General features: G+C 52.8%; 11 protein-coding genes. 9 read left to right on the top strand and 2 right to left on the bottom strand.

Going from position 1 to position 16,463, the window contains the following annotated elements; translation table 11 throughout:
• The first annotated feature begins 1,019 nt into the window (after positions 1-1,019).
• Together fabF and EBAPG3_RS04110 are read left to right on the top strand one after the other, a co-directional pair.
• On the top strand, positions 1,020-2,240 hold the full coding sequence (fabF, locus tag EBAPG3_RS04115) for a beta-ketoacyl-ACP synthase II (protein WP_040852445.1): 1,221 nt from the start codon (positions 1,020-1,022) through the stop codon (positions 2,238-2,240).
• A gap of 17 nt (positions 2,241-2,257) precedes the next feature.
• A complete protein-coding gene (locus EBAPG3_RS04110; RefSeq protein WP_004178243.1) occupies positions 2,258-2,509 on the top strand; it encodes an acyl carrier protein in 252 nt (83 codons plus the stop codon).
• Positions 2,510-2,609: 100 nt separating this feature from the next.
• On the opposite strand, the gene EBAPG3_RS04105 is transcribed toward EBAPG3_RS04110, so the two are convergent.
• Positions 2,610-5,153 (bottom strand): DNA topoisomerase III, encoded by a 2,544-nt coding sequence (locus EBAPG3_RS04105; RefSeq protein WP_004178242.1) that lies wholly within the window; start codon positions 5,151-5,153, stop codon positions 2,610-2,612.
• A 164-nt stretch (positions 5,154-5,317) separates the two neighbouring features.
• Entirely contained in the window at positions 5,318-6,415 is a 1,098-nt protein-coding gene (gene dprA / locus EBAPG3_RS04100; protein ID WP_040852479.1) for a DNA-processing protein DprA, read from the bottom strand.
• A gap of 450 nt (positions 6,416-6,865) precedes the next feature.
• Here dprA and def point away from each other — a divergent pair, with 450 nt between their 5' ends.
• The 7 genes from def to tkt all read left to right on the top strand — a co-directional run bounded on the left by def (position 6,866) and on the right by tkt (position 16,397).
• Positions 6,866-7,369 (top strand): peptide deformylase, encoded by a 504-nt coding sequence (gene def / locus EBAPG3_RS04095; protein ID WP_040852443.1) that lies wholly within the window; start codon positions 6,866-6,868, stop codon positions 7,367-7,369.
• 213 nt (positions 7,370-7,582) lie between these two features.
• Positions 7,583-8,524, top strand: coding sequence for a methionyl-tRNA formyltransferase (gene fmt, locus EBAPG3_RS04085; protein ID WP_004178232.1), 942 nt, complete (start codon positions 7,583-7,585; stop codon positions 8,522-8,524).
• 116 nt (positions 8,525-8,640) lie between these two features.
• A complete protein-coding gene (gene rsmB, locus EBAPG3_RS04080) occupies positions 8,641-9,918 on the top strand; it encodes a 16S rRNA (cytosine(967)-C(5))-methyltransferase RsmB (RefSeq protein ID WP_004178229.1) in 1,278 nt (425 codons plus the stop codon).
• On the top strand, positions 9,896-10,513 hold the full coding sequence (locus EBAPG3_RS04075) for a DUF4390 domain-containing protein (RefSeq protein WP_051049024.1): 618 nt from the start codon (positions 9,896-9,898) through the stop codon (positions 10,511-10,513). Before rsmB ends, EBAPG3_RS04075 begins: the two co-directional genes overlap by 23 nt.
• Entirely contained in the window at positions 10,510-12,678 is a 2,169-nt protein-coding gene (locus tag EBAPG3_RS04070; protein WP_004178227.1) for a sensor histidine kinase, read from the top strand. Before EBAPG3_RS04075 ends, EBAPG3_RS04070 begins: the two co-directional genes overlap by 4 nt.
• Positions 12,679-12,852: 174 nt before the next feature.
• Entirely contained in the window at positions 12,853-14,103 is a 1,251-nt protein-coding gene (locus tag EBAPG3_RS04065; RefSeq protein ID WP_004178226.1) for a sigma-54-dependent transcriptional regulator, read from the top strand.
• A gap of 278 nt (positions 14,104-14,381) precedes the next feature.
• Positions 14,382-16,397 carry a transketolase gene (gene tkt, locus EBAPG3_RS04060; RefSeq protein WP_004178224.1) on the top strand — a complete coding sequence of 672 codons (2,016 nt, stop codon included), beginning with the start codon at positions 14,382-14,384 and terminating at the stop codon, positions 16,395-16,397.
• Positions 16,398-16,463 lie beyond the last annotated feature (66 nt).

Raw genomic sequence — 16,463 nt, 5'->3', positions numbered from 1 at the left:
CCGGGCTTTTCATTCATGACGAAATAGGAATAATCAAAGAAGCCACTACCCCAAATGTTGTATGTCGGAAGACAAGAGTATCCAGTTGGAAATTCATCAAATTTTGATCAGTTATCGAGTTACGTCCATTCGGACTTATCCCGTCATCAACGTCCGTTCAACGCTCAGCGCGTTAACTCGATGGCGCATTGACGACGTGTGCTATTATAATTGCTGATTAACGGCAAACGGCGCTTCAACAAGCTTCCTGTTGCACACCGGGCCGCAATTGGAGATTGAACTCATATATTTGTTAATTTTACCATTGGGGCATTTGCGATATCATTTACTTGCGACTAAGGCGCTTGATTTGCGAGCAAGCAGGTCGGAGGCGATAACGCTCCTCTGAATCTTCAAAAGAGAGGCGTTGTTTCCTTCTATTTAAGAAATGGTCGCGCGCAAGCGAAAAAATAGGGAGGAAAATTGATTATTCACAGCCTTCCAGGCTACAAGAAAATAGTTAAAATTTCCTGGCAATACTTTACAAAGAGGTTAATGATTAATGGATAGTCCTGAATATAACCTGTTAATTTCTCTGGCTCTCATCCCTCTCGTCTTTATGCTGCAGATGTGGGTGAGACAACGTCGAGTCCGCCGGCGTAACGAAGCCGGGCAACAGGAATTCGATAGTCTTGGCGCAACGCTCATATCGGCAATTTCCGAGGGATTAGCCGTTATCGGTAGTCTAATACTAATTATCTGGATCATGGGGGCTATATTGAGGTACCTGTTCCCCGTCATATTTAATGCGCAATAAATCGCGATTTCAAGAAACCAGGAAACCGGCCCGGAAAGTCCGGTATTCCCTTTGATTTCAGGATTCGCAGCCAACCAAATATTCTTATGTACTGCAATCAATCAGCTTTCTCCGGTTCCGAAAAACGTGGCCGGCGTTCCATCCAGGAAGCGATCCGCCTGGGTCTTCACGACACGGCGGCAGTGCCGATAGACCGGAATCCGATGAACACACCTGATTGTGTATGCGCATAGTCGTTACAGGAATGGGGATTGTTTCGCCAATTGGCATAGGCGTTGACCAATTCTGGACAGCGGCTGTCAATGGTGTCAGTGGTATCCGGAAAATTACGGGCTTCGATGCATCTGACCAGCGCTCTCAAGTAGCCGGAGAGATCCCGGGGTTCGATCCCGCCAGCTTTCTGACGGCTAAGTATATCGAGCAAACCGACAGATTCACCCAACTGGCGCTGCTGGCCACCAGACTTGCACTGGAAGATGCGGGTGGGCTTGATACATACGCACCGCAGCGTTTGGCCGTAAGCATAGGTTCGGGGATGGGCGGTTTCTCCACCTTTGAATCATCCGCCATGCGCAAGTTCCGAGGCCAGCCTATCCCTCCGTTCACGGTACCTCGAACCATGGCAAACGCCGCAGCTGCCTGGATCGCAATCAAACATCGATTGAAAGGGGTAAATCTGACCTGCAGCACGGCGTGCTCTTCCGGAGCCAATGCGATTGGCATGGCTCTTGACCTTTTGCGGGCGGGAAGAGCCGATGCCGTGATTGCCGGGGGTGCGGAAGGTTGCGTACTGCCTCTAACCATGAAGGGATTCGAAATCCTGCACGCGCTGAGCACCGGGTCCAACACTGATCCAGCCCGAGCATCCCGGCCTTTCGCCAAGGGCAGGGATGGGTTCGTTATGGCGGAAGGCGCTGGCATACTCATCCTGGAAAGGGAAGAACAGGCCCGGCTTCGAGGGGCAAAAATATATGCCTGCCTTGCTGGCTATGGGCAGGCCTGCGATGCAACACATATTGTGATGCCCGATATGGAAGGCCAGATAACGGCAATGCGGGCGGCGGTCATGGATGCCGGCATGAATACTGATTCCATTGACCATATCAATGCGCACGCGACATCCACACCCCTTGGAGATATCGTAGAAACCCGTGCCATTAAGAGTCTCTTTGGCGATCGGGCCGGAGATATTGCCATCAGCGCCACCAAATCCATGGTCGGACATTCCATCGGTGCATCGGCCGCTATCGGCAGCATCGCCACTATCATGGCCCTTCATACAGGTACGGTACATCCGACCATCAATCTTGATGAGGCTGATCCGGAATGCGATCTTGATTACATACCCAACCACGCACAGCAGAGGAATCCACGGAGTGGCCTATGTAATGCTTTTGGATTTGGTGGCAACAATGCAAGTATTATCTTCACAACCCTTGAATGAAGGAATGGAACCCGATTATGGATACAGCGGATATTGAAGCAAAGGTAATACAGTTCATCTCAACAAAGGTGGAGAACCTGGATGCTTCCACCATAAACAGGTCTTCAAAATTTGAAGACCTCGGACTTGACTCCATGGATACGATTCAACTCTTGTTCGATGCGGAAGATACATTTGGTATTAATTTTGATAGTGAAGAAGCGAAAGGTTTTACCTGCGTCGGGGATATCATTTCTTATATTGAAAAGAGTCAGGTGCCATCTCCCTGAGGGATAAAGCCTAAACACAACATTGGAGCTTTCCAGAGCAACCTTGTCGAAACTTTGGAAACTAAAACCTCGGACCACTCTTCGATGCCCGCGGCTTGTACTATGGTTTCCGTATAGCGGTTTTCTTAACGGCGGATGTCCTGGATTTTGGTCTCGCTGCCTTGGTTTCCGCGAGTGCTGCTGTTGTTTTCGTTCTTGATTCCCTCGGCTCAAACTCGAATCCCACTTTTCCGTCCGTACCGGCCACCAGATAAGCTGAAAACGGCCTCCCTTTCTTGGAAATGAATTTTGGCAGCAAATCGGTTTTACCGGTACGTAACAATTTCCCGACCTGCTCGCGTTCGATAGGACGCGTGAGGATTATTTTTCCGATTTTAAAATTGCAGGTGCGTACCGAGCCGACAGCCTTCTCACATGTATAGCTCATACCGTGATCGAATACCTCACCACCACAGCGGGGGCATTTTCCCAGCGATTCCTGTCCGGAAAAATCGATAGTTTCGGCACCCTCCTCACTCTCTCCGCCAAAATCAAATTTCATTTCAAATTCGCTGGTAAGCTTGATGTTGGCATTGAATAGCCGCCCCAATTTGCTACGAAAGCCTTGCAGCGGACCTACCTCGCGGCGGGTGATCAACTGCTCCATTTCCTTCGTTTCAAATTGTCGGCCAGCCAGAATTTTCCATAACGCGAAATCGCATTTTTGACACTGAAACTTTTTGTAAGTCTCTTGTACCACCCCCCCACATTTGGGGCAGGGAGACTTGAGCGTGGAAAAATCTCCGCTTATGGTTTCACCACGATGGCTTTTCGCCTGCGTCACCATATGACTCGTCATTCCCGCAATTTCTTCCATGAATTTGTTGCGTTCGAGCTTGCCTTGCTCGATCTGGCGCAGTTTGAATTCCCAGTCACCCGTTAATTCGGGTGAGGTAAGTTCAGGCACCTTCAGTCCGCGCAGCAATGTAATTAATGAGAATGCCTTGGCAGTGGGATGCAATTCCCGACCTACGCGTTGCATATAGTTTTCGAATACCAGGCCTTCGATGATGGAAGCGCGGGTGGCCGGGGTACCCAGCCCTTTTGCACTCATGGCTTCCCGAAGTTCTTCGTCTTCCACCAGCTTGCCCGCGCCTTCCATGGCTGATAACAACGTCGCTTCATTGAATCTGGCCGGTGGCCGGGTCTTGCTGGCCACGACGTTAACTTCCCTGGCGAGCACCGGCTCGTCTGGATTGACCGCAACCAAAGCCGAGTCGTCATCCCCGCCCTCCATCTGAGCCTCTTTGCCGTATATCGTCTGCCAGCCCGGGTTGACCATCACCTTACCTTCGGTTTTGAATGGCTCGCTCTCTACACGGGTGATTCGAGTTGTAACAAGAAATTCAGCGGCGGGATAAAAAATGGCTAAAAACCGCTTGGTCACGAGATCATAAAGTTTCGCTTCCGCGTCGCTCAGACCCTTGGGCTCGAGCGAGGTTGGAATAATGGCGAAATGATCGGAAATTTTCGCATTATTAAATACCCGCTTGTTGGGCTGGACCCAGTCCGCTTTGAGAATCTGTTTTGCAAATATGCTATACCGGGTCTTCTCCAGTGAATTAAGGGTATCCTTAACGGTTGCAATATAGTCTTCCGGCAGCGCACGCGAGTCGGTGCGGGGGTAGGTCAATGCCTTATGCTTCTCATATAACGCCTGAGCCAGTCCTAGCGTTGTTTTGGCGGAAAAACCGAAGCGCCCGTTAGCATCGCGCTGCAAGCTGGTGAGATCGTACAGCAGCGGGCAGATTTCCGCGGTTGGCTTGCTTTCTTCGCTGACAATGCCGGGTTTATCCTGACATTTGGCGCGAATAGCCTCAGCCGTATTCTCATCCCACAATCGCTCTGCTTTTTGTTCGCTATCTTTTTTGTCTTTTGAAAACTTTTCATCGAACCAGCGTCCGTTATACGTTCCTGCTTGGGCGGCAAACGTGCCGTGTACCTCCCAGTAACTACGGGGGACAAATTTCCTGATCGCATCTTCCCGCTCAATCAGAATTGCTAAGGTCGGAGTTTGTACCCGTCCCACGGTGGTCTTATGAAAACCACCCTCCTGAGAATTGAACGCGGTCATGGCGCGAGTGCCATTTATACCCACAAGCCAGTCGGCTTCCGACCGGCTGACGGCCGCTTCCGCCAATGGCTGAACAGCGATATCGTCAAGCAATTTGGTAAATCCCTCGCGAATTGAGGCGGGAGTCATCGATTGCAGCCAAAGTCGCTTCACCGGCTTTTTGTTTCCCGCATGACGCGCAATGTAACGAAAAATCAATTCTCCTTCGCGTCCCGCATCGCAGGCATTGATAAGCGCGTTCACATCTTTGCGTTTGATGAGTTTAGTTAAAAGCTTCAGGCGCGATTCTGATTTCTCGATAGGATTAAGATCAAAGTACGGCGGGATTACCGGTAAATTGGAAAAACTCCATTTTCCGCGTTTGACTTCGTATTGTTCGGGTACCGCCAGCTCAAGCAAGTGGCCGATAGCTGATGACAGCACGTACTCATCGCTCTCGAAATAGTCGGTATGCTTGGTGAACCCCCCCAGTACCCGCGCAATATCGGCGGCGACGGAAGGTTTCTCGGCGATGATTAAGGTTTTTCCCATGAAACTCCTGTGAACACTCCGTGATTGGGTAGCGGTCTTGCGAAAGCACACACTATTGCCGGGCGGCAACAGCCCAGCTTTCGCAAGAAGAATTACCAGTACTTTACGCTCAACCGCTTTTCCGGGATTACACGGATGGCGAGAACAAGCGGACTCTGGCGCAGCTACCGAAGCCGCTGGTAGGATCCGCCCGGCAGCAGGGCAACCACGCCATCCAGTTCAAGCGGCAATAGCATCGCCGATACCGTTTCCGCCGTCAAGCCACTACGGGTGCACAGTGTATCGATGTCGGCAGCATCATGGCCGAGATATCTCAGCAGCAGCGATTCTTTTGCGGTAGGTTCATTAGTACCATTGACCGCAATTTGCGCGGACTGATACCCCAGCTCATCCAGTATATCGTCGGCGCTTTCGACCAATTTTGCCCCCTGCTTGATAAGCGCGTGACAACCCTTTGATAATGGAGAATGAATCGAACCGGGAATGGCAAATACGTCTCGCCCCTGCTCCAGCGCCTGTCGTGCAGTGATAAGAGAACCGCTTTGCAGCGCGGCTTCCACCACCAGGCAACCCCGGCTCATGCCGCTGATGATGCGGTTGCGGCGTGGAAAGTTGCTACCCACGGCGGGAGTGCCCAATGGAAACTCGGACACAAGCACTCCATGTTCCGCCAGCTCATGGGCAAGATCCCGGTTGCGTGCAGGATAAACGATATCCAGGCCGGTTCCCACTACGCCAATACTGGCAGCCGTGCCACGCAGACCCCCACGATGGGCTGCGGCATCCACGCCGAGCGCCATTCCACTCACTATGCAAAGTCCCGCGTTACTGGCAGCCGCGGCAAAAGCTTCCGCATTGGAAAGCCCTTGAGGTGTGGCGTTACGGCTGCCGACCACGGCAAGAGCGGGTGAATTCAGCAGTTCCCGTTTCCCTTTGAGGTAAAGAAGCGGCGGCGGATCTGCAATATTGAGCAGCATCAAAGGGTAATCGGGATCAGCCAGCGTCATGACCGAGTTGACAGGGTCTTCGAGCCATTTGAGCGTTACCGCAATTTTTTCTCTGGCCACCCCTTGCACAATACTGTCCGCCACCTTTTTCTTCACCAAGCCGGCTAGGGCGGCAGCTTTCGCTGAGAAAATGCCGGCGGGGCTGCCGAAAGCCACCAGCAATCGCCGAATTGACTCGTCGCCGAGACCATCAATCAAGCCAAGTGCAAGCCAGGATTCAATATCCTCGATCGGCTTTGTCTTTGTATGAGTCAACTCGTAAATCCGGTAGTTGGACGGGGTGGATTCTTCCAAAAAATAAGAATCGAATAACAAAAGAATTCTTTACGAATCATAATCCTATGACTGAAAAATAAGCGCTAAGCTGCCGAATTCAGGTTCAAATGAATGGTACGGTATTCGTACTGCTTCGATTGCCCCGGTTCACAGCTTTTTTACCGGGAAGCCATTGATTCTTTAAGAAAGCTCCAGGCAAAGCCTCTCAAGCCATTGCCCGGATCAACAAATTAGTAATCAGACTGTCCGAAACTTTGTATCGGTGTCTTCGGCGGGGTGACTGGACTCAAGCTCCGGCCCAAATCAGGATATAATGGACTTACGCTTGGAGAATCATTGGTATAGAAACTCCGGACAGGGGTCAAACCAAACATCGTAATAGTACAGTTTAAATTCTGCATTTAGATTATTAAATGCGCAAGTCTTTTTATGGCAATTCTGCAGATACTACAGTACCCGGATGAACGGCTGCACACCATAGCGAGCCGAGTACCGAAGGTTACTGACGAGATTCGGGCTTTGGTAGACGATATGGCAGAAACCATGTACTCCGCTCCTGGAATTGGACTGGCGGCGACCCAGGTTGACGTGCATCAGCGTGTCATCGTAATCGACATCTCCGATACCCATAACCAGCTGCATGTGTTGATCAATCCTGAAATCACCGCTCGCAGCGGTGAGTCTGACTACGAAGAAGGTTGCCTGTCGGTACCGGGAATCTTCGGGAAGGTGGAGCGCGCGGAGCGGGTCACCGTCGAGGCGTGGAATCGCGATGGCAATCCGTTCGTGCTCGATGCCGATGGCTTGCTGGCGGTATGCATTCAACACGAGATGGATCATTTGGTAGGCAAGGTATTTGTTGAATACTGGTCACGGATGAAACAATCGCGTATTCAGACCAAGTTCAAAAAGCAGCGACGCAAGGTAATGTGAGCGCCCGTTTCCTGGCCACTGGCAAAATCGGGATCTCCGCGGCCGCGTTTCATGGCGCCTGCATTGTATCCAGACGCGGCGTCCGTATGCTGGTGCGTGATCGGACCTTCCCGCGGAGAATACTGTTCCGCCCCGTATCGCGTTCCGCGTCGTTGCGCTTGTCCCATATTCCGAAAATTGCACACTCCACTCCGCTCAACTGCCGGGTTTAGATTGAAAATAATTTTTGCGGGCACCCCGCCATTTTCCGTCCCTGCGCTCGAAGCCTTGGCAGATGCCGGGCATGAGATCGCATTGGTGCTGACCCAGCCAGACCGCCCTTCCGGACGGGGCATGAAGCCCGCCGCAAGCGCGATCAAGCTGCTGGCACAACAACGCAAACTTACCTTGCTGCAACCCTATTCGCTTAAACAACCCGAGTTACACGCGCAGCTTGCTGCCGTCGGTGCGGATGTCATGGTAGTTGTCGCTTATGGACTGATTCTGCCTCCAGCTGTTTTGAGCATCCCGCGCCTTGGTTGTCTTAACATCCATGCTTCCCTGCTGCCTCGCTGGCGGGGCGCAGCCCCAATCCAGCGGGCAATATTGGCGGGAGATCGGGAGACCGGGATCACTATCATCCAAATGGATCGCGGCATGGATACGGGCGCAATCCTGTTGCAGCGGAGCGTGGCAATTACACAGGAAGACACCGCGCAAACTCTGCATGACAGGCTTGCCTTACTGGGAGCAACCTGCATCGTGGAAGCATTGGCGCATTTGCGTGACTACATTTTTTTCCAGGTTCCTCAGAATGAAGTTGTCGCATCATACGCACCGAAACTGGAAAAGAATGAAGCGGAGATTGACTGGCAACTAAGCGCGGAATACATCGGCGGAGTAGTGCGGGCATTCAATCCTCGCCCCGGCGCTTATTCGCAAGTACGTGGAATCTCCATGAAAATATGGCAAGCAAAGGTCATCCCGGATGCCCTTGGCCAACCGGGAGAAATTGTTGCAACTGGACGCGACGGAATCGTGGTTGCATGTGGCGAGGGAGCACTCATAGTCGAGATCTTGCAGAAATCTGACGGAAAAAAGATGCTCGCAGCGGAATTTCTCTCCGGGCATTCCTTGCAACCGGGTGACCGATTTGAACCCAAAAGTGGCAGTTGATCACTCATTTTTCCCTATCCCCGGCGCCATGACCCATCATGACTTTTTACCACACTTGAATTTCAGCTTCCCGATGAGCTTGCTTACATTGCCGGATTTAAGCTGAATGCCGCAGCATGCTTAAAACTCAGTGTTTGGCTGCCGCAACTGTAGGTAAGGTACTGGCTGGCGCGAGCCTGACCGAGGTGTTGCAGGAGGTCTGGCGTACCCATGGCGACCTTTCCACTCAGCAACGCGGGGCAATTCAGGATTTAAGCTACGGTGTGCTGCGTTTTTATGGTCAACTCGACAGGATGCTTGGCTTATTACTGAACAAGCCGCTACGGGACCGGAATATATGTCATTTATTATTGGTGGGGTTGTATCAACTGGGATACAGCAAGGCTTCCGCGCATGCAATTGTGGATCACGCCGTATCTGCTACTTATGTTGTAAGCGGCAATAAAGGTGCCCAAGGACTGGTCAACGCGATATTGCGCAACTTTGTGCGGCAACGCGCGAGTCTTCTGGAACGGGCGGCTGAAAGTGAGGTGGGGCGGTATTCTCATCCACAATGGTGGATAGACAAGCTCCACGCATACTATCCACAAAGCTATCAGGCAATATTAGAGGCCGGCAATCAGCATCCGCCCATGACACTGAGGGTTAACCCGCGCAAGATCAGCGTGGCGGAATACGAGAATCTTCTCGATCAGAACGGCATGGAGGCACGACGATTGTGGAATGGCGCGCTCAAGCTGGTACAGCCCATAACGGTCGACAGTCTGCCGGGATTCGCCCAGGGCCTGGTGTCGGTACAGGATGCGGGTGCCCAGCTTGCCGCACCATTGCTGGATACGCACGACGGCATGCGCGTCTTGGATGCTTGCGCCGCACCCGGAGGAAAAAGCGCACATTTGCTGGAATTGGCGGAGGTGGAATTAACCGCGCTCGACAAGGACATCGCACGAGTGGCCCGCATAGCACAAAATCTCTCTCGCCTGGGGCTTGATGCCCACCGTGTCATTCACGCAGATGCGGCAAACTTGGCGGAATGGTGGGATGGCAAGCAGTTCGATCGTATTTTAGCCGATGTACCCTGCTCCGCCTCGGGTGTGGTGTGCCGCCACCCCGATATCAAATGGCTGAGGCGTGAAAGCGACCTCTCCCAATTTGGTCAAAAGCAGGGAAAAATCCTGGATGCCTTGTGGCAGATCCTGACCAGAGATGGTAAATTGCTCTACGCCACCTGTTCAGTATTCGCCGAAGAAAATAAATTGCAGGTGGAGAAGTTTCTGCGCCATCATTCAGACGCCCGTCTGTTGCCTCTGTCCCAGGTTGACACAATCGATGGGCAACTGTTGCCGAATTCTCATCATGACGGTTTCTTTTATGCTCTGCTGCACAAAGTCTGATTCCCTCGCACGCCTGTTACAGGCAGCAGCAGTGATATTCCTGAGCCTCGCGCTGCCGCTGAGCACCACCGTCCACGCGGAAGGAATACAGATAAAGTCCATCGTAATAGATGCCACGGACGAGGGCTATCAGTTTGACGCTGATTTCGAGATCGCGCTTAATCCCAAGCTGGAACATGCACTTGAGAAAGGTATCGTGCTTTATTTCGTCACCGAACTCAACTTGATGAATTTCCGTTGGTACTGGCTGGACGAAAGAGTTGCGCAGAGTAGAGTACGTGAGGGATTGAGCTATTATGCGCTGACTCGTCAGTACCGCTTGAGTCGCGGAGCGTTGTCGCAGAACTTCAACACGCTTAAGGAAGCGCTACAGGCGCTTAGCCGGGTGCGCGACCGTCCCCTTATCGCAAACTCCGAGCTAAAACCGGATGTGGAATACACTGTGGAATTGCGGATGCGGCTTGATATATCGGCATTGCCTAAACCTTTTCAGGTGGAAACACTCGGCTCCAGAGAGTGGGATCTAAGCACCGGCACACTACGGTGGAGCACGAAGTTACCATTGCCAAAGCTTCAAGATAATACCAGGTCGTGAAATACGTCATCATCATCGGCGCGGGGCTGGGTGCGGTCATGCTGTTTTTGCTCGCCACCGCGGGTGCCGACACAGGACTCTTCGAACGAAAGTATAGGCTTCTGATCCGGATCAATATCGGCCTCGTGTTGTTTCTCATGGCAGTGGTGGGATATCTGCTGTGGAGACTCAAACGCAGGCTCAAGGCTGGCGTATTCGGTTCCAGGCTGGCGCTGCGCCTGCTGCTGATCTTCTCCCTGATGGCGATTCTTCCGGGTGCGCTGGTGTACGGCGTCTCTGTGCAATTCCTCGGGAAAAGTATCGAGTCCTGGTTTGATGTCAAAGTAGATCGGGCGCTCGAGGGAGGATTGAATCTGGGGCGCACCATCCTCGACAATCTCCTGGTGGAATTACGCAACAAGGCTCAATCTGCCACGCTTACCCTGGCTGAGGAATCCACTTCGCCGTTACCGGCGCTGGATCAGCTGCTGAATCAATCACAAATACAGGAGGCCGCGCTGTTTGATCAGAACGGCCAGATAATTGTATTTGCCGGCTTACATGACACAGGATTATTCCCGGACACTCTGAGTGCGGCGGTAATGCAACAGGCGAGGACGGAAAATGCCTACAGCACGGTTGAATCCATCCCCGGTAAAGGTTTGTATTTGAGAGTGGTGGTGCCTGTCGACGCCACAGGCATGAAGGGAGATGCGCGGATGTTGCAATTATTGCAACCGGTACCGAAGCAGCTGACCGAAGATGCAGAAATAGTGCAGGCGGCGTATCGCGATTATCAGGAATTGCTTCTCTCGCGCGAGGGACTGAAAGGGCTGTATGGCGTGACGCTCACGCTCGCGCTGCTGCTTTCGCTTTTTTCCGCACTGGCGGCAGCATTCCTTATCAGTGAACGGCTGAGCGCGCCTTTGGGCATGCTGGCCGAAGGTACCCGAGCGGTAGCGCAGGGCGACTTCAGCAGACGCCATCCCGTCCAAAGTCGCGATGAGTTGGGCGTACTGACCGAATCATTTAATCTCATGACTCAGCAGCTGGAGGAGGCCCGCGTCACCGCCGAGCGCAATCAGCAGGAGGTGGAAAGCGCCCGGGCTTATCTGGAAAACATCCTGGCAAACCTCTCATCCGGCGTTCTTGTATTTGACGAAAACCTGCGCATGCGTACCGCTAATCTCAGCGCCGAGCAGATTCTGAAGGTTCCACTGATGAGCTTCGAGGGATTAACCATTGAAGAATGCGCAGCACGCGAACCGCAACTGAATTCTTTCAAGACGGAAATTCTTAAGGGGTTTCATTCAGGCAAGGGAGGCGAATGGCAGTGTCAGGTAGAGCGCACGAGGGACAGCACAAGCCAGGTATTGCTGCTCCGCGGGACACGTCTGTCGCACGTCTCGGGCGGCGGCGGTGTCGTGGTATTTGATGACATCACCAGTTTAATACAGGCTCAGCGCACCGCCGCCTGGGGCGAGGTGGCGCGGCGCTTGGCCCACGAAATCAAAAATCCGCTGACACCGATACAGCTTTCGGCTGAACGTATGCAGCATAAGCTTGCGGAAAAATTAAGTACGCAGGATGCACATATCTTGCGGCGCTCCACCGAAACTATCGTCAATCAGGTCGAGGCACTCAAGAAAATGGTCAATGAATTCAGCGAATATGCGCGCGCACCCGAACTGGAATTCCATGTGCTGGATTTCAACGGCCTGGTGCGGGAGGTACTTGCATTATATGAAGCCGCAAGCATGGCAACATCTGGAAATCCGCAACCTCGCATCCATTTGGCCCTGGCTTCAGACCTGCCGACGGTGAGGGGTGATTCCGCACGCTTACGCCAGGTTATTCACAATCTCTTGCAGAATGCCCAGGATACGCTGATAGGCGTCCCGGAACCCGTTATCATGGTTCGAACCGAAAGCATGTCCAATGGAGTGCGGTTTAGCGTAAGCGATAATGGGGCGGGATTTACCGAACAAGTCAGAGCCCGCGTGTTCGAGCCCTACGTTACTACGAAGCCCAGAGGCACAGGACTTGGGCTACCCATTGTTAAAAAAATCGTTGAAGAACACAGCGGGGTGATTCAAATAGAGAATATCCAGCCTCACGGCGCACGTGTTTCAATTACCCTTCCGGCCAAGGCGAGCAATTTGACGGTTTATCATAAAATCACATAATCATCAGCCTTATGAATATCCTGCATCTCTGGAAGCGCTCAGAATTTTTTTTTAGCCTTTTTAGCTAAGCACTATGATCTGTAATGACCTTGTATCCCGCTTGATCTTCATCTTTCTGGTGAATTCGCTCCAGGTCGGTTCACATCTTGTCCAATCGATGAATCTAGGTGAACCATGAGCAGCAATACGATACTGGTCGTTGATGATGAAATCGGCATCCGGGAGCTATTGTCCGAGATCTTGCGTGATGAGGGCTATCAAGTGGCCCTTGCGGAAAATGCCGGACAGGCACGCAATTGGCGCAAGCAGGCGCGACCCGATCTGGTATTGCTCGATATATGGATGCCGGATACTGATGGCATTACGCTGCTGAAAGAGTGGGCAAGTGGCGGGTTGCTCACCATGCCGGTAGTGATGATGTCGGGGCATGGGACCATAGACACCGCGGTAGAGGCAACACGGATGGGGGCATCCGGCTATCTGGAAAAACCGGTCCCACTGCAAAAATTATTGAGTACGGTAGGGCGCGCCCTGCGTGGCGGGCAGGGCAAGCCGCCCGCTATACTTCCGCTCGCCAGCTTGGGCAGAGGCCCATTGATCGCCGACCTGAAGAAACGGCTGGAGCAGGTCGCCAATCTTAGAACACCGCTATTGCTCACCGGCGAACCAGGAACCGGAGCGGATTTGTGTGCACGCTTTCTACACCGCCCTAATACCCCCTGGGTGGAGCCGGACACGCTTGCTGCCCTTACGAATGCTCCGTTTGATCTACTTGAACGCGCAAAAGGCGGCTTGCTGTTTCTCAAGGAAATTGGAGATCTCAACAGATTGGCACAAAAAGGCCTGCTGTTGCTCCTGGGCAAACTGGAGAAATACAGTGTACGGCTGGTATGCGCCACATCCATGCCGTTGGCCGGCCTGACTGCGCAAGGCGCTTATGACCCGAGGTTATATGAAATCTTGAGCGGTCTTTGCATCCATATTCCCGCCCTGAGGGAGCATCGGGAAGATATTCCTGAACTGGCCAGCCAGATTCTCTCGCGCTGTATTGAGTCAGGCGAAGTACCCCTGCGGCAATTCAGTACCGCCGCGCTCAATGCCTTGCGGAATCATGACTGGCCCGGCAATCTTGCCCAACTCACCGGGGCGGTTCACTCTCTGGCGCTCACCTGCGCTGGCGATGAGATATCGGCGGATGATATAAAGCAGATACTGGCCTCCTCATCTCCGATCCAAGCAGTGGCCGGTGTCCCGCTTAATATTCCGTTACGCGAGGCACGCGATATTTTCGAGAAAATTTATTTTGAACAGCTCATCGATCAGGAGAATGGCAATATGAGTCGGGTGGCGGAGCGAGCCGGATTGGAGCGCACGCATCTTTACCGCAAGCTGAAGCTACTGGGGATTAAGCTACGGAATCACTGAGCGGAGAAAAATTTCCCGCTATATGCATATCCATAAAATTACCGCGGTTACCGGTATTCACGGATACGCAGCTGTATCGCTTAGCGGCTGGTTTCCAATAATACTTTTAGACTAACTGCAATCCGCCGCGTTTTAAATCTTGTATTAGTGTCAACGCAAAGTTGTCTGACATCGTATCTTAAGCGATAATAATGGTTTTTTCCGATCCGCCCCCCTGCCTAGGTTAGGGGGTGGTATTTTTATCGCCATATATCCATTGAACGAGGGAGTTTGTGCCCATGGGAACATTTAGAGATTTTGATGCGCCGGTGTTCAAGAATCTTACCAGCGCTATCCGTGCGCTGGCTATGGACGCTGTGCAAAAAGCCAATTCGGGTCACCCCGGCATGCCCATGGGTATGGCGGAGATAGCTGAGGTATTATGGATTCATCATTTGCGCCACAACCCCGCCAATCCCAAATGGATGGACCGCGACCGGTTCGTGCTGTCCAATGGCCATGGTTCGATGCTGATTTATGCTTTGCTGCATCTTACTGGCTACGATTTGCCGATGGAGGAAATCAAACGCTTCCGCCAACTCCATTCCAAAACTCCCGGGCACCCTGAATATGGTTACACGCCGGGCGTAGAAACCACTACCGGCCCTTTGGGACAGGGGCTCGCCAACGCGGTAGGCATGGCACTGGCGGAGAAAATACTTGCCGCGGATTTTAACCGGCCCGGCTTTGACGTTGTCAATCATTACACTTACGTGTTTCTTGGTGATGGCTGTCTTATGGAAGGAATTTCTCATGAGGCCTGCTCGCTGGCAGGCACGCTGGGACTCGGCAAACTGATCTGTTTTTATGACGACAATGGCATTTCCATCGACGGCCATGTGGAAGGCTGGTTCACGGACGACACGCCCAAACGTTTCGAGGCTTATGGGTGGCATGTCGTTCCCAATGTGAATGGCCATGACCCGGTAGCGATCGAGGCGGCGATCGAAGCGGCCAAACGGGCCAGCGGAAAGCCTTCAATGATCTGCTGCAAAACCGTCATCGGCATGGGCTCTCCCAACAAGGCCGATACTCACGAAGTCCATGGTGCCGCGCTGGGTGACGTGGAGATAGCTGCTACCCGGCCACATATCGGCTGGCATCATCTGCCATTCGAAATCCCCAACGATGTCTATGCAATGTGGGATAGGCGCGCAAAAGGCGAAAAACTGGAGAGCGAGTGGAACCACAAGTTCGCCGAGTATAGCGAGAGATATCCCGCCGAGGCCGCCGAGTTCACGCGGCGCATGTCGGGGGAATTGCCGGATGGCTGGCGCGAGCACGTGGATGGCTTGATCGGCCGTGTCGATGCCAAGCAGGAAACGATTGCCACCCGCAAGGCTTCGCAAAACGCCATTGAAGGCCTGGCATCGGCATTGCCGGAACTGGTCGGCGGTTCCGCAGATCTGGCAGGATCCAACCTAACCCTCTGGTCAGGCTCTAAGGGCTGCAAGCGGGAGAACGGAGGCAACTATGTTTATTATGGCGTGCGTGAATTCGGCATGAGCGCAATGATGAACGGGCTGTCCCTGCATGGCGGCATCATTCCGTACGGCGCGACCTTCCTGATGTTTTCGGAATATGCCCGCAATGCCTTGCGCATGGCTGCACTGATGAAAATTCGCACTTTGTTCGTGTTTACCCATGACTCGATCGGCTTGGGCGAAGATGGTCCGACACACCAACCGGTGGAACAGACCGCGACGTTACGTTATATCCCCAACATGGACGTATGGCGGCCTTGTGATACCGTTGAATCCACTATCGCGTGGGCACGCGCAATTGAACGCAAGGATGGTCCTTCAACACTGATCTTCAGCCGCCAGAATCTGCCTTTTCAGAAACGCGACGCCGCCACTATCAAGCTGATCGACAAGGGTGGCTATATCCTTTCCGAGGCCGCGGGCGATAAGCCACAGGCCATCATTATCGCCACCGGTTCTGAAGTGGGACTGGCAATAATGGCACAAAAGGCACTTGCTGAAACAGGTATCCACGTGCGCGTGGTTTCAATGCCTTGTACAAACCTGTTTGACCGCCAGGACCCGGCTTATAAAGATAGTGTATTGCCAAAGGGTATAGGACGCGTAGCGGTCGAGGCAGGTGTCACCGATTACTGGCGCAAATATGTTGGACTTGAAGGCGCGGTGGTCGGCATGGATACATTTGGCGAGTCAGCGCCTGCCGGCGATCTATTCAAGCATTTCGGCTTCACCGTCGAAAATGTGATAAAGGCGGTGAATAGCGTTATTTAATCTCGGCAGAAACTTGCGGCATGGGGATTCTTTTGCGCTACGGTTCGATTTTTTTATCCAAGGAGT

The organism is Nitrosospira lacus (assembly GCF_000355765.4).
Lineage (GTDB): Bacteria > Pseudomonadota > Gammaproteobacteria > Burkholderiales > Nitrosomonadaceae > Nitrosospira > Nitrosospira lacus.
Note: the sequence above shows the minus strand (reverse complement) of the source record. Positions and strands in the feature narration are given on the sequence as shown.